We start from the raw sequence: 14386 nt of genomic DNA on the forward strand, positions 1-14386 counted from the left end.
TCATCACGAAAGCCTGTTGATTGATGAGGTAAATTTAAAAATTAGTTTTTAATAATTTCAATACGAGCAAATTTTCGTTTACCGACTTGATAAACCTGTTGAGTGTTAACCGCAATGATTAATTTAGGGTCAGTCACTTTTTCACCATCAATTTTGACCGCGCCTTGTTTAATCATTCGCATCCCGTCCGAGGTTCCCTTGACCAACCCCGCCTCTTTTAAAATATTGGCAATTGCCAACCCATCAAGATCAGTCTTTAGAGTGACTTCATCCATTTCATCAGGAATCGCGCCCCGTTGAAAGCGAGCTTCAAAATTTTCCAAGGCTTTTATAGCGGCTTGCTTATCATGAAAACGCTCAATAATTTCTTGGGCTAATAATACTTTATAGCCCCGAGGATTCGCCCCTTGATTACATTCATCGTGCCATTGCTCAATTTCAGTCATCGGTCTAAAACTTAACAACTCAAAATAACGCCACATCAATTCATCTGAAATTGACATGATTTTACCAAATATTTCATCCGCTGGTTCTGAAATACCAATGTAATTATTAAGTGATTTTGACATTTTCTGAACCCCATCTAAGCCTTCTAAAATAGGCATCGTGATAACGACTTGAGGTTTTTGTCCATAAACGGATTGTAATTGCCGTCCGACTAAGAGATTAAATTTTTGGTCGGTTCCGCCTAATTCCACATCGGCTTGCATTTCTACCGAATCATACCCTTGTATTAAAGGATATAAAAATTCATGAATAGCAATCGGCTGACTGCCTTTAAAACGTTTACTAAAATCATCGCGTTCTAACATTCTAGCCACGGTATGTTTCGCGGCTAATTGAATTAAATCCGCAGAAGACATCGCACTCATCCATGTTGAATTAAACATCACCTGTGTTTTATCGGGATCTAAAATCTTAAAAACTTGATCTTGATAACTTTTGGCATTGTCTAAAACCTGCTCACGGGTTAAGGGTTTACGCGTCGCATTTTTTCCCGTTGGATCACCAATCATGCCCGTAAAGTCACCAATTAAAAATAAAACTTGATGGCCTAAGTCCTGAAACTGCTTTAATTTATTAATTAAAACGGTATGTCCTAGGTGTAAATCAGGAGCAGTAGGGTCAAAACCTGCCTTAATTCGCAATGGACGATTAAGTTGTAATTTTTCAATCAATTCTTTTTCAATTAAAACCTCATCCGTCCCTCTCATCAAGGTTTTCAGAACATCATCTGACATTATTTTTTCCCATAAATTAATCAATAATAGCGTTATTATAAAGTGAGTTAGGGTTAATTGCTGGGAAAATAACTTGTTAATAGTCTATAATTCGATAAGGCTGGACGATTTGTTATATTTTTGTTTGTGCCTATTTTTTTTAACTACCTAAAAAAACTCGTGAAAAATAGACTGTACCAATCTTTATTTTTAGGAATTACCTCCGCAATCGCAGCCAGTGCTAGTTACGCCCTGATTACGCCACAAAATGAGACACAGGCTAGTATGGAAAACTTGGCTCCCACGATTGCACTCCCCTCGCTGTATGAAACTACTGCAAATTTTTTAGGACAAACTGCAGAATTAGAAAAACCAGTACGTCAACGTAGTATTGAACATAAGATTTTACCGGCTCAAACCCTATCATCCATTTTTCCACTGTATAAGATTAATAGCGCAACGCTGGAAAAAATTACCAAATCCAATGATATTGGCGCGCAATTTGCAAAATTGACCGTCAATAAAATCTTAATGATTGAGCTTGATGAAACCTATCAACTTCAACAATTATCGTATAAACAAGATATTGTTAACACGATTATTGCAACGCGTAATGGCGATAGCTTTGATGTTCGTAAAGAAAGCCGTCCACTAAAACAACATGAAGCCTTAGCAAAAGGAACGATTAAAACCAGTCTTTCCGCCGATGGTGCAAAAGCTGGGTTATCTGTTGGTATTATTAATAAGCTTGCAGATAAAATCTTTGCTTGGGATATAGATTTTAATAAAGACCTTCAACCCAATGATAAATTTACCGTTATTTATGAAGAAACCCTTGTTGAAGGCGAACGCGTAAAAACAGGCGAAGTTTTAGCCGCAGAATTTGTAATTAGTGGAAAGTCCTACTCGGCTATTCGCTACAAAGATAAAGAGGGAAATGTTGAGTATTATTCCCCTCAAGGCAAAAATGTTGCTCGCCGACTACGTAAAACATTTTTACGTAGCCCGATTGCCTTTGCGCGAATCAGCTCTCACTTTAACCTTCATCGAAAACACCCCGTCTTAAACCGTATTCGCGCGCATAAAGGCGTTGATTATGCAGCAAGAAGCGGCACACCGATAAAATCGACTGGGGATGGTAAAATTATCTTTAGAGGTCGTAAAGGCGGTTATGGTAATGTAGTTATTGTTCAACACAGTAAAAAATATAAATCCCTTTATGCCCACATGTCTAAATTTAATGGTAAATACAAATTAGGCAGTACCATTAAACAAGGCACGGTGGTTGGTTACGTTGGAAAAACAGGACTCGCGACAGGCGCGCATTTACATTATGAATTTTTAGTTAATGGGGTTCATAAAAACCCACTCACCGTAAAATTACCGCGTACACAAATTAAGAGCAATAATGTTTTTATTGCGCGTTTTAAAAAGCAAGCCCAGCCGTATGTGGATCAGCTTAATAGCGCAATGAGTGATACTGCAAAAATTAACGTTAATAAACTATTTAGTAAAAAAACTAAAAAACTTTAGTACTTTTTTGATGGCAGAACTTTATATCGGACTCATGTCTGGAACCAGCGTTGATGGTATTGATGCCGGTTTAGTTGACTTTAGTCAGCAACACCCTACCTTAATAGCCTCGGAATGCACGCCTTTTTCGGCGAAACTTAAAGATCAAATTGAAACCTTAAGCACAAATAAATCGTTATTGCTCAAAGATTATGGTGAGCTGGATTGTCAGCTCGGGCATTTATTTTCCCAAGCGGCTAATCGGTTGCTTAAGCAATCAGGAGTTTCGCATTCTGATATTAGAGCGATCGGGAGTCATGGGCAAACCTTACTTCATTATCCTGAGAGTCAACACCCTTTTTCTTTACAGATTGGCGACCCTAATATTATTGCAGAGAAAACGCAGATTACCACCGTGGCGGATTTTCGTCGTCGTGATATAGCGGTCAATGGTCAAGGTGCGCCGCTTGCACCTGCTTTTCATCAAGCTATTTTTAAATCCCTACAAAAAAAAACCTGTGTGGTTAATATTGGTGGAATTGCTAATATTACCCTATTGTCTAATCAAGAGTTGATTGCGTTTGATACGGGAACAGGCAACACTTTAATGGATTATTGGTGTCAACAGCACTTGAATAAACCTTATGATAACAAGGGGAATTGGGCAAAAAGTGGCCATGTGATTCCTGCTTTACTGAAAAATTTTAAACGCGCTAATTATTTTAAACAGTTACCGCCTAAAAGTACGGGAAAAGAATATTTTTCAAGGGATTGGTTAATGCAGCATTTAGATGGCTTTACTTCCTCGCCTGCTGAAGACATTCAAGCAACATTATGCCAATTGACAGCCGATAGTATTATTGATGCCATTCGACAACATGGTGAACAAATTGAGACGTTATTAATTTGTGGGGGGGGGGTCCATAATCATTATTTATTATCTTTATTGGCGGCAGAGGGTTATCAAGTCGAGTCAACCTTAACAGAAGGGGTGCATCCTGATTATGTTGAAGCCACGGCGTTTGCATGGTTGGCTAAACAAACCATGAATCATTTGGCAGGAAATCTTACTAAAGTGACAGGCGCAAGTTCACCTGTTATTTTGGGTGGAATTTATTTAGCGTAAAGAAAATTGACGACCCACTTAAAGATGGGACAAGTTGAGGTTAAGCCTTGCACCATAGTGTCCTGTCTTAAGTTGGTAGCTAGAAAATTGAAAAATATAATCACCCAAATGGAGTGAAAAAAAACATGAAAAAACGTGTTTTTCACTCCGAATTATGGGTATATTTTCTTAAAGCTTAAGATTAGTCGTCATTTGAAATGAATTATTAATGACCATAACCCTCTTACCTTGTGACTTCCCCTTTTCACTCATGTAGTCTTTAAAAACCATGTTAAAAACAGCATTTATTGTTGGGACGCAATCAGGATGTGGAAAAACCACGGTGATGCTCGCTCTTCTACAGACCTTAAAAAATCAAAATTTAACGATTCAAGCTTTTAAAGCAGGGCCTGATTTTCTCGATCCTTTCTGGCATCAAGTGATAACCCAATCCCCCTCTTATAATTTAGATACCAAAATGATGGGCGTTGAAGCCTGTCGTCATCAACTCAGCACACAAACAGAAACGGTTGATGTGGCCTTAATTGAAGGGGCGATGGGTTTGTTTGATGGGGCGACAGGGGTGGGTGAACTGGGGTCAAGCGCGCATCTTGCGGCGACTTTAAGCGTTCCCGTGATTCTTGTTGTCGATGCGAAAGGTATGTCAGGGTCAATCGTACCTTTAGTGGCTGGTTTTTGTGATTATGCGGATAAACTCGGCTTTCAGATTTCAGGCATTATCGCTAATCGGGTGGGCAGTGACCATCATGCCACCTTATTGGATGGGTTATTAAGCGATCATCAGTTATCACCGCTATTAGGCTGGATGAAAAAAAATGCGCCTGTGTTACCTGAGCGGCATTTAGGATTAACGCCACCTGAAGAAACCAATGTTCCTGATTTTTCAGCAGAGTTTACACTTAAAAAAAGAGATTTATTAAAAGCATTAGCCCCTTTTAATTCGCCCACGATCACACCGAATCAATCGCCCGCCTTATTAGCGGGAAAAACCATCGCCATTGCCAACGATGCCGCTTGTTGTTTTATTTATCCTGCTAACCTTGATTGGTTAATCGCCCAAGGGGCTAAACTTCATTTTTTCTCGCCAATAAAAGGGGATGACCTTCCCCCTGATAGTGATGCACTTTGGTTACCAGGAGGCTATCCTGAATTATATACACAAGCCCTCTCGGAATCCTCTAGTTGGGTATCCATTAATCAATTCATTGCGGCGGATAAACCCGTATTAGCGGAATGTGGTGGAGCCATGCTTTTAGGTGAATTTATTATTGATCTTGATGGCAAATCATGGCCGATGGCGAACAGTTTACCCTATGGTTCCGTGATGAAAGATCGCTTAGTTTCGTTGGGTTATCGACAAGAAAACAGCGGGATTAGGGGGCATGAATTTCATCATTCCGCACGTATTAATGCAGAAAACTTACCCTCGTGTTTTGAGCTGAATCGAGGGGATAAGGGAATCCGCTATAAAAAGGTACGTGCATCTTATATTCACTGGTATTTTGCTAGTGCGCCTAACGTTATCGCAGGATGGTTATCATGAAAGCAAGAGAGAATCGGCAAGGGTTGGTTTTAGTTCACACAGGTAAAGGCAAAGGAAAATCATCCAGTGCATTTGGCATGGTTTTTAGAGCGGCGGGTTGGGGGATGAAAGTTTGTGTGATTCAATTTATCAAAGGACAATGGCAAACAGGCGAACAAAAAGCGGCTGAAAAATTTGAAAATATTGAATGGCATACTTTGGGTGACGGCTTTACGTGGGACACTAAAAACCCAGAACAAGACATTAAAACCAGTCGTGAAATATGGGAATTTGCTCAACAAAAAATTACCTCGGAAGAATTTGATTTCGTGTTACTTGATGAAATTAACTATTGTTGTGGTTATGATTGGATTTCAGGCGAAGAAATTGCAGAATTTATAAACGATAAAAAACCAGCATGGATGCACTTAGTGTTAACAGGTCGGAATGCCCCTGAAGAACTTATTAATATCGCTCATACAGTCACGGAAATGCAACCAATTAAACACGCCTTTAGTCAGGGAATAAAAGCCACTCAAGGTATCGAATTTTAAAGAGTACGATTCGATTAATGACGCTTTGTTGCTTAAAAAATGATCGTTTTTCGACTTTATTTTTTTGTTTTTAACCGCATTATATTTTCTAGTCTAGGGTTTTAATTCTCATGTATATGGCAATGACACGTTTTCAGGTTTCATTAGGGCAAGAATTATTATTTGAATCGGCTTGGAAAAAGCGTAAAAGCTATTTGGGTTGTGTGAACGGTTATCGTGGATTGTATTTATTGCGCGGTGAAACGGAAGAGGTGCATACCTTATACATTTCACATTTTATTTGGAACAGTAAAGACGATTTTGATCGTTGGACGCAATCGGATTCTTTTGTTAAAGCCCATACGCAGTTTGGTGATATTAGTGCTTTATTTGCCAGTCAACCTGTTTTTGAAGGGCTTACTGTGGTTTTACAAGAAAAATCAGAGGGTAAATGACAGGGGATACGGGCGGCGCAGCCCCTGTCGATTCATTTTTATTCGCGGGTTACAGCTTTGGGGTAAAAGGGCCATTTCTCAACATGCAAATGTTTCCTAATGGGGGTTTTAATCACCGAAACACATAAGGCAATTGAGAATAAGCACCATACGGCGGCGTATTCATTCGGGTCATCGGTTAGAAGGTCTGAAATTAAAGGGCCTATTAAATAATGAAAGCCCACAAATCGCCATGAGCCATAAATTAAAGGCATCACAAACGCGACTAAGATATAAACCAGTGCATGTAAGCCCCAGTTAAAATTAAATAACCATGCAACAGGTTCCGACATAATTCCATTGAGAGGCATTTGCCACGCGATATGCCAAGCACCTGAAACCGAACAGGTTTGCGTTCCACAAAACCCTTCAATGCCGATATTACATGAGCCTGCCCAATCAAAAGGAAACATTTTCACCAACATTGCGATTGATCCCATGGCCGCAATGGTGTAAACTGTGGTGCTTATTTTCTTTTTAATCGGTTCGGGAACAAAGTACATGGCCACCATATTGACAAAAAAGGGCTGAAAGGCAATATGTAAATACCCAAACAGGGTCAGTATTTGATTATTGGGGTTATCACATAAATCAATATAAACATACGTTGCCGCTTGCAATAGTTCCATTAAGGCAAAATAGGTTAATGGAATCCATAATTCTTTAGACTCTCCTTTGATCGCGACATAAAGAGCTGTTCCCAGCCCCGCAACGGCGAGAACCCCTGATGCTTCTCCACTCCAACACATAAATTAATCTTCCTATTTTTATTATTTTTTATCGCCTTAAACATGGTTATGCTTAACGCGGTTATTTTTTAAGCAACGGATCTACATTAGATGACGCTGTTTAGATGTTCTGCGAGCTTATTGTATAATGACGATTATAATTGCACAATATTCGTCAACATTCCCCCTAATAGGCCCTGTTAATAATGGAGCTAACCTTGTGACAATGCGAGGTTGTTTCTTAATGATAAAGGGTTTAAATTAGCCCTTTCGATAGCTTTAGCTATTGGCGAGTTACGAAAATAGCTAAAGCTATTTTACGCCGTCCTCTTTTTTAAGAATAAAGTGTAAACTATTTTTGAGCTAAGTGAAGGATGCCTCTATTTCTAAGTCATTTAATATTAACGAACAGGCAAGGTTAAAGTTGGTGCTGAATAGCTTGATTGTCCTGCTTGTAAATCAAATAATTGGGTTAATAACATGAAGGTTGATTTAGAGTTTAAATCACTGTCTTCAATATAAAACCAATGGTTACGATAGTTAACGGCAATAAAGGCATTGTCAGGGTAAAAATAGCTTACTTTTACTTTGAATGCGGAGCCTGCGGGTGTATTTGCCCAATTAAAGTTTGAGCCTGATTTTGTTTTAGTTATGGTGACTAGGCCCTCTTCAATATGATCTTCAGGAATATCAATACCTTGTGATAAATAGAATAAAACACTGGAAATTGAACGTGTCCGAATGGCCATTTTATCGGTATCGGTATTGATGAAATTATTGGTTAATTCGATATACACTTTCCCATTATCGGTGATGGTAAAATTTAATAAGTTGGCAAGTCGGCTTAACATGTTTTTATTTGCGGTGTTTGTTTTAAACATCATCACCAATTTTTTATTATCAAACGCACTCGGTCCTATTTCGATACGACCTTTGTACTGAAATTCTTTAAATAAATCTAATAAGGCTTTAAATTTTTTGTATTCGGGTTCAATAGCAGGAGCTGGGCCTGATGCTCTTGGCGCATTTAAAATATTATTAATACGTTCAATACAGATGCCAAAAATACGTTTAATATCCCACCCTGATTGAGACATGACTAAGATTGATTCTAATGAAATAGGGGATAAAATTCCTTTTAGAAAGTCTTCACCTTGTAACGGTTGGTATGAAATTGTAGGGGAATCACTGTAAGAAACGCCTAATTGTGGGCTGATTGAGTTACTTCCGAGTAGGTTCATTGACGCATTCACGCCGATGTTACCTGTAAAATTTAACGATGAAGTGACACTGCTAATGGTTAAGAAGTAGGATTCATCACGATACTTTAAACGCACCAAATTAAGGAGCATTTGTTGGTTTAAGGTATTGATGATGGTTTGGTTGTAAGCGGGGTGTGTATTGGATAAGCCGCTTGGACCAAAGCTGGATTGGCAACCTGATAGTAATACTATTGAGGTTAAAAGTAGGATGAGATGTTTACGCATAAATGTACCTATAATATTGTTTTTTTTAAGTAGTAAGTTTTTTGTTTATTAAGTTTAAGAGTTACCTCATTTAAATTTATTAAGATTTAGTTGTTATTTATTTGTATGTCTTAATATCCATATTTTTCTATTTTATCGGGATAGGAAACAACGTGGAGTGGCGACGCATTTGAAGATTTAATAGCTAGGTAGGTCGGGTTAGCTTATTGAGCGTAGCGAGATAACGTAACCCGACCTACATGGCTGTTTTTACTCATATTTAAGTAAAAAGTAGGGTTCTGTGAGTAAAAATAACTACCTACAAGTAAAAATCGCGTTCTATGAGTAAAAAAATAATCAAGATAGCTTGTGTTTACTGGCTTATAGAAACATTCCCCTTCTTATCTTTTATAGGGGGTTAAATAAACATCTTCTGAAGGAGTCCTTTTTTATAGTCTTTTGTACCGTTTAGTACTTTCACAGCCTCTGGAGTTTGGGTACGAGAAATTTATTTCTTGTCACGCAAGGCGCAAAATTTAGCATTCGCTTTTATATGATCTTCAGCCGAACCATTCCAGACTTTTAACGGGTTAATCATATAAATATTGTTACTTTGACTTTTCCCGTTTTTAACAATTAATAGGTTTTCTTCAAAATAGTTAAGTGTTCGCCCTAAATGCTGTCTAGTCATACCTAACTGTTTACATAATTGGGACTGAATCAAGGTAATTTTATTCCACCCCGTCATATTTCTAACCAGATAATCCCAAAGTTTCATTTTTGCATTAGGTCGGGTAAATCCCAAGAGTGGGTTTTCAATTTCATTATTCACAATATGAAAGCTCCTAAAAATATATTTGTTGTCATTTGCAATTTTAGTTACTCCAGCGAAAAAGTAATAAATTGCATTATAACCTTTAAAGTTACATATGTGTAACTTACTATGATGTTACATGCTTATAACACTATAGGATGTTCATACATGTAACTTCTTAGAGTGTTACATGACTATTAAGTAACAAGCTGATTTTACTTGTATTTTCATACACCCCTTAGTATTACTATTTAAAGTTACACAAACATCTGTTGCAGTAATCCTTTTTTATAATCCTTTGTACCGTTTAGCTGTTCTTCAACTTGGTTTATTTTGTTATCTATTTCACTTAGAAAATTGGCGATTTTGGTTTGTTCTTCAAGGGATGGGAGTAAAAACTTAAATTTTTCAAATAAATTTTTTTTACTTATTCTTACTCTACCTGAACCACTTGATAAACTTAAGAGTTTATTTTGACTTATTTCTACATTAATCAATGCCATAAAAAAATAGTTATTGAAATAAGAGTTTTCCCTTACCCAACAAACATCTACACTTGTAATAAAATCTCCATTGCATGGGAAAATACAACTATTTATATTTTTATCAACCATTCTATTTATAAGTAAATCACCTTTTTTTATTTGAGTTCCTTTTAATTCTTTAAACTTATCTTTAGATATAGTTTTTAAATTTTTATAAATATATTTTCCAACTCCTATACTTCCAAGCTGGACAATTTTATACATTCCCTTCTTGGAAATATCTTTTGATAAAATCCAGTCTCCATCACCATGAATTAAATTTTTGAAGTCCCCCAACTTCTTAACTTCCCAATCAGGGTAAGCATTGCCATTATCATCTTTAAATCTCAATTTTTGAGAAAAAAGCTGCTGCATAACCCCTTTTTTATAACATTCTAAAAGCTGTTTTTTCTTAGTTAGTAGCTCTATTTTTCGGTCAATTTGGGTTAAAAAATTCGCTATTTTTTGTTGTTCTCTCAGCAAAGGTGAGGCAATCAGCAATGATAAAACATCTGTTTTAGTGATATTTTTCATAGAAGCACTTGTTCCTGTTGCCCTTGAAGATAACAACGTTCTAAATTTTTTTGATGACATCAATTTTCCAAGCCAAAAAACTGAATAATCTGGGTTAATTTTTGCAGACCAAAGCCTATCAGGCAAAAATATATTAGGCATATCCTGATAAACAATAGCATTAGCACCAACTAATGCGGGAGTATTCATTCGACTAATAATTATAGTATTTCCTTGTACTGGTTCTTTAAGTCGCTGAATTTCTATATTTTCTATAACAGCTTTATTTTCTTCAGTTTTAAAGACATCAAAAGAAACACTACTTGTTTTCAATATACCTTTCTCATTTGACTTTGCTTTTCTATCAATAGAATTAACACTAACACCAGCATCAAGACTTTCAATGAAACTACTTAACTTCCTAACCGCCCACTCCCCCGAAAACTCAGGAAACCGCAACACGGGTACTTCTCTATTCACCATCATCTTAAGACACAAAAAAATTCTGCAACACCTTAATCATAAAAAGATGATCCTCAACCCCCGCACTCTCACGAATACTGTGCATCGCCCACATCGGATTCCCCACATCCACCGATCGAACCCCCAAATTAGCCGAACTCATCGGCCCCAGCGTACTCCCACAAGGAATATCCGAACGATGACTATAAAATTGATACGGCACACCCGCTTGCTGACAATGATTAATAAAAATCGCCTCAGAAATACTCTCACTGGTATAACGATGATTCGCATTCACCTTAATTACCGGCCCTTGATTCACCATCACCTTATGATTAGGCTCATAAGCCGCAGAAAAATTAGGCTGATACGCATGAGCCATATCCACACTCATCATAAAACTCTGAGCTAACGCCCGTTGATAATCCTCCGTATCCTGCCCCAAACTAAAGGCAATACGCGCTAATGAATCACTCAAAAAACGCCCATCAGCGCCCTTATAACTTTCACTGCCAATTTCCTCATGATCGAAAAAAGCACACACTAAAGTAGCTTCAGGTTGATCGACTTCGTTATCTAATAACGCCGTGATTCCCGCATGACACGAGGTCAAATTATCTAACTGACTATTCGCATAAAACTCACTCTCCGCTCCCCAAAACGCGCCCTTTTGCGTATCATAAACACTCAACTCCCATGATAAAATTTGCTTCGCCTCTAAACCACTCGCCTGCTCTAATAAATGATAAAAACGTTGTTCAGGTAACTGCTCATTCGCAGACGCTAACAATAACGGCAACTCGTTTTGCTTATGAAACGTTAACCCCTCCTCATTCACCTTTCTATTCATGTGAATAGCCAAATTGGGTAAGCGCAATAAGGGCTGTTTAAAATCAATGAGCCGCGTTGTAATCACCCCGTTATTATCTTTATAACTTAATCGCCCTGCTAAACTTAAATCACGATCACTAAAGGTAGCAAGAATCGGCCCGCCATAAACCTCAACACCCAAACGTAACAGCCCCGATTCATAATGCGCCGCTTTCGGCTTGACTCGAAGACTTGGGGAATCGGTATGCGCACCAATAATCTTATAACCCGTTGTCGATAACGGCTGATGACCAATGATAAACGCGATAATGGACGAATCATCACGCAGAATATAATAACGTCCATTTTTTTCTAATTGCCACGGCTCGGTTTCTTTCAATTCTTTAAAATTTTCGGCTAATAATCGTTTCTTAACCGAATGACCTGCGTGCCAAGGACTTGGACTTTCATCAATAAAAGTTAATAAATCAGAAACGTGTTGATGAGCCGTTTTCATAAGGCTTTAAACCGTAAGGCGGTAGAATTAATACAATAACGTAACCCCGTCGGTTGCGGACCATCCTCAAAAACATGACCTAAATGAGCCTCACAATGCTGACAAACCACTTCAACACGACGCATTCCATGACGACTATCCACGATTTCATTAACATGGGCTTTAGCAATCACATCCCAAAAACTCGGCCAACCACTGCCTGAATCATATTTAGTACTGGAATCAAACAAAGCTTGCTCACAACAAACACAGGCATAAACTCCCGTTTGTTTATTATTCAGATAGTCGCCTGAAAAAGCAGGCTCAGTCCCTTGATTCCAACAGATATTAAATTGCTCAGGGGTTAATTTTTTTTGCCAATCATCTAACGTCATTATTATTTTTCCTTGTATTTTGCAGGGGGATACCACCCTAAACTTTCTTGTGTGGTTCCAATGGGATTATATTCAGCCCCTAACCAATGTTGATAAGTAGACTGCTCAATCGCGTCAAAAAGTTCTTTGAAATTAATTTCACCCGTATCGGGTTGTCCTCGTTTCGGTGAATCGGCAAATTGAATATGACCCATATAAGGGGCGTAGGCACGAATCATTTCCGCACAGGTTTCCCCCATACGGTGCATGTGATAAATATCATACTGCATCAACAAATCAGGATGGTTGATGGCAAGCTGTATCGCTCGCATTTGTGGGCTATTGTCAACGATAAAGTGAGGCATATCATAGCCATTAATCGCTTCAAAAACAGTATTCACCCCTAACGGTGAAAGTATGGATAACGTGTATTCAAGATTCTCTTTAAAGGTTTCTAAATAAAGTGATTTTTTCGTGTCATCAAAACAACGCCCCGCAAGCACATTAATCATCTCAGGTTTCAAAATTTTAGCATAGTGAGCCGCTTGTTTCACCGCCTGTTTAAAGTCATCTTTTTTTTCAGGAACAGCGGCTAATCCTTCACCGCCGAGCATTAAATCACCCGCATCGACATTAAATAAAACCAGTTTTAAATGATGCTGTTCGAGCTGCTGTTGAATCGCTTCCGCCGATAATTCATAAGGAAATTGAATCTCGACCGCCTCGAAACCACAGGTTTTAGCGGCTTCAAAGCGATCCATAAAACTCAGTTCGGTAAATAATAAACTTAAATTAGCACTAAATTTCAGCATTGTTTTCGGTAAATAATTTAATCAGTGTTGAGGGGTCCTGCTCTAAAAATCCCTGTGAGCCATGTAGCTGCATCAGTTGTGCGGCCAGAGCTGACATTGGAATCGAATTTCCTTGCTGAGAGGAAATATCTACGGCCATTGTTAAGTCTTTTAATAAGGTTTTGACCCGCCATTTTACAGGTTCAAATTTTTCAGCAACCATTTCAGGAGCCACTCTTTGCAAGGGGATAGAATCCGCAAAGCCCCCCGCTAAAGCGAGAGGTATTTTTGCGGCATCAACGCCTGCTTTTTTCGCCAAGGCAATCATTTCAGCAATCACCAAGACATTGCAACTGACAATCATTTGATTGCAAATTTTAGTGATTTGTCCCGTTCCCAGTTCACCCATGTGGGTTAATTGTTGATATAACGGTTTTAACACCGCACGGGCAATCGCAATATCCTCTTCACGTCCCCCCGCCATAATCGCTAATGTGCCTTGTTCTGCACCGATGGTTCCCCCCGAAACAGGCGCATCGACCCAAGAAATAGCACATTTTTTCTGTAATTTTAAGGCTAATTCACGCGTGGTTTCAGGATGAATACTGGATAAATCAATAATTAATTTATGGGAAGCCGTGCTGTTTAAAATACCGTGTTCGATAACCTCACGCACAGCTTGATTATCGGCAAGACATAAAATAATTACCTCCGAAGCCTGAACTAAGTCAGTAATGGAGTCACAAGCAACCGCGCCTTGATCGGTTACTGCGGTAAGCTTTTCAACGCTACGATTCCAAACATTAACTTGAAACCCCGCTTGTAATAACCGTAAGGTTAAGGGTTTCCCCATTAAACCAATACCGATAAATCCAAGGCGTTTTTGTTCATTGAGTTGGGTCATAATAAGTAATCTAAGGAATAAAGTTTAAATAACAGGGGATCTGGAGTGAAAAAAACCGTTTTTTCACATTTTTATATAAAAGCGGAGTCCAACATAA

14 protein-coding genes are annotated in these 14386 nt (G+C 38.3%); 5 read left to right on the forward strand and 9 right to left on the reverse strand.

What is annotated here, in order from left to right:
• Positions 1-41: 41 nt before the first annotated feature.
• Entirely contained in the window at positions 42-1241 is a 1200-nt protein-coding gene (gene tyrS, locus Q9M50_04980; protein MDQ7089981.1) for a tyrosine--tRNA ligase, read from the reverse strand.
• 159 nt (positions 1242-1400) lie between these two features.
• Between tyrS and Q9M50_04985 the strand changes: the two genes are divergently transcribed.
• The 5 genes from Q9M50_04985 (at position 1401) to Q9M50_05005 (ending at position 6368) form a co-directional block, all read left to right on the forward strand.
• The gene (locus Q9M50_04985) at positions 1401-2753 is read left to right on the forward strand and encodes a peptidoglycan DD-metalloendopeptidase family protein (protein ID MDQ7089982.1); all 1353 of its coding nucleotides are present in this window, start codon (positions 1401-1403) and stop codon (positions 2751-2753) included.
• 10 nt (positions 2754-2763) lie between these two features.
• On the forward strand, positions 2764-3858 hold the full coding sequence (locus Q9M50_04990) for an anhydro-N-acetylmuramic acid kinase (GenBank protein ID MDQ7089983.1): 1095 nt from the start codon (positions 2764-2766) through the stop codon (positions 3856-3858).
• A 268-nt stretch (positions 3859-4126) separates the two neighbouring features.
• Entirely contained in the window at positions 4127-5401 is a 1275-nt protein-coding gene (locus Q9M50_04995; protein ID MDQ7089984.1) for a cobyrinate a,c-diamide synthase, read from the forward strand.
• Entirely contained in the window at positions 5398-5934 is a 537-nt protein-coding gene (gene cobO / locus Q9M50_05000; GenBank protein MDQ7089985.1) for a cob(I)yrinic acid a,c-diamide adenosyltransferase, read from the forward strand. The genes Q9M50_04995 and cobO overlap by 4 nt, the downstream gene beginning before the upstream one ends.
• Positions 5935-6044: 110 nt before the next feature.
• On the forward strand, positions 6045-6368 hold the full coding sequence (locus Q9M50_05005; GenBank protein MDQ7089986.1) for an antibiotic biosynthesis monooxygenase: 324 nt from the start codon (positions 6045-6047) through the stop codon (positions 6366-6368).
• A gap of 38 nt (positions 6369-6406) precedes the next feature.
• Here the strand turns inward: Q9M50_05005 and Q9M50_05010 are convergent, their stop codons facing one another.
• From Q9M50_05010 to Q9M50_05045, 8 genes are all read right to left on the reverse strand, one after another.
• The gene (locus tag Q9M50_05010) at positions 6407-7156 is read right to left on the reverse strand and encodes a DUF5765 domain-containing protein (GenBank protein MDQ7089987.1); all 750 of its coding nucleotides are present in this window, start codon (positions 7154-7156) and stop codon (positions 6407-6409) included.
• Positions 7157-7536: 380 nt separating this feature from the next.
• Positions 7537-8622 carry a hypothetical protein gene (locus Q9M50_05015; GenBank protein ID MDQ7089988.1) on the reverse strand — a complete coding sequence of 362 codons (1086 nt, stop codon included), beginning with the start codon at positions 8620-8622 and terminating at the stop codon, positions 7537-7539.
• Between the two features lie 487 nt (positions 8623-9109).
• Positions 9110-9433 (reverse strand): replication/maintenance protein RepL, encoded by a 324-nt coding sequence (locus tag Q9M50_05020; protein MDQ7089989.1) that lies wholly within the window; start codon positions 9431-9433, stop codon positions 9110-9112.
• Positions 9434-9672: 239 nt separating this feature from the next.
• Positions 9673-10932 (reverse strand): restriction endonuclease subunit S, encoded by a 1260-nt coding sequence (locus Q9M50_05025; GenBank protein MDQ7089990.1) that lies wholly within the window; start codon positions 10930-10932, stop codon positions 9673-9675.
• A 7-nt stretch (positions 10933-10939) separates the two neighbouring features.
• Positions 10940-12241: a M18 family aminopeptidase gene (locus tag Q9M50_05030; GenBank protein ID MDQ7089991.1), complete on the reverse strand. Its 1302-nt coding sequence runs from the start codon at positions 12239-12241 to the stop codon at positions 10940-10942.
• Entirely contained in the window at positions 12238-12615 is a 378-nt protein-coding gene (gene msrB, locus Q9M50_05035) for a peptide-methionine (R)-S-oxide reductase MsrB (GenBank protein MDQ7089992.1), read from the reverse strand. Before msrB ends, Q9M50_05030 begins: the two co-directional genes overlap by 4 nt.
• 2 nt (positions 12616-12617) lie before the next feature.
• Positions 12618-13406, reverse strand: a complete 789-nt coding sequence (locus Q9M50_05040; GenBank protein MDQ7089993.1) for a TIM barrel protein — start codon at positions 13404-13406, stop codon at positions 12618-12620.
• Positions 13393-14289, reverse strand: a complete 897-nt coding sequence (locus Q9M50_05045; GenBank protein MDQ7089994.1) for an NAD(P)-dependent oxidoreductase — start codon at positions 14287-14289, stop codon at positions 13393-13395. The genes Q9M50_05040 and Q9M50_05045 overlap by 14 nt, the downstream gene beginning before the upstream one ends.
• Positions 14290-14386 lie beyond the last annotated feature (97 nt).

It is taken from the genome of Methylococcales bacterium (assembly GCA_030949405.1).
Lineage (GTDB): Bacteria > Pseudomonadota > Gammaproteobacteria > Methylococcales > Methylomonadaceae > WTBX01.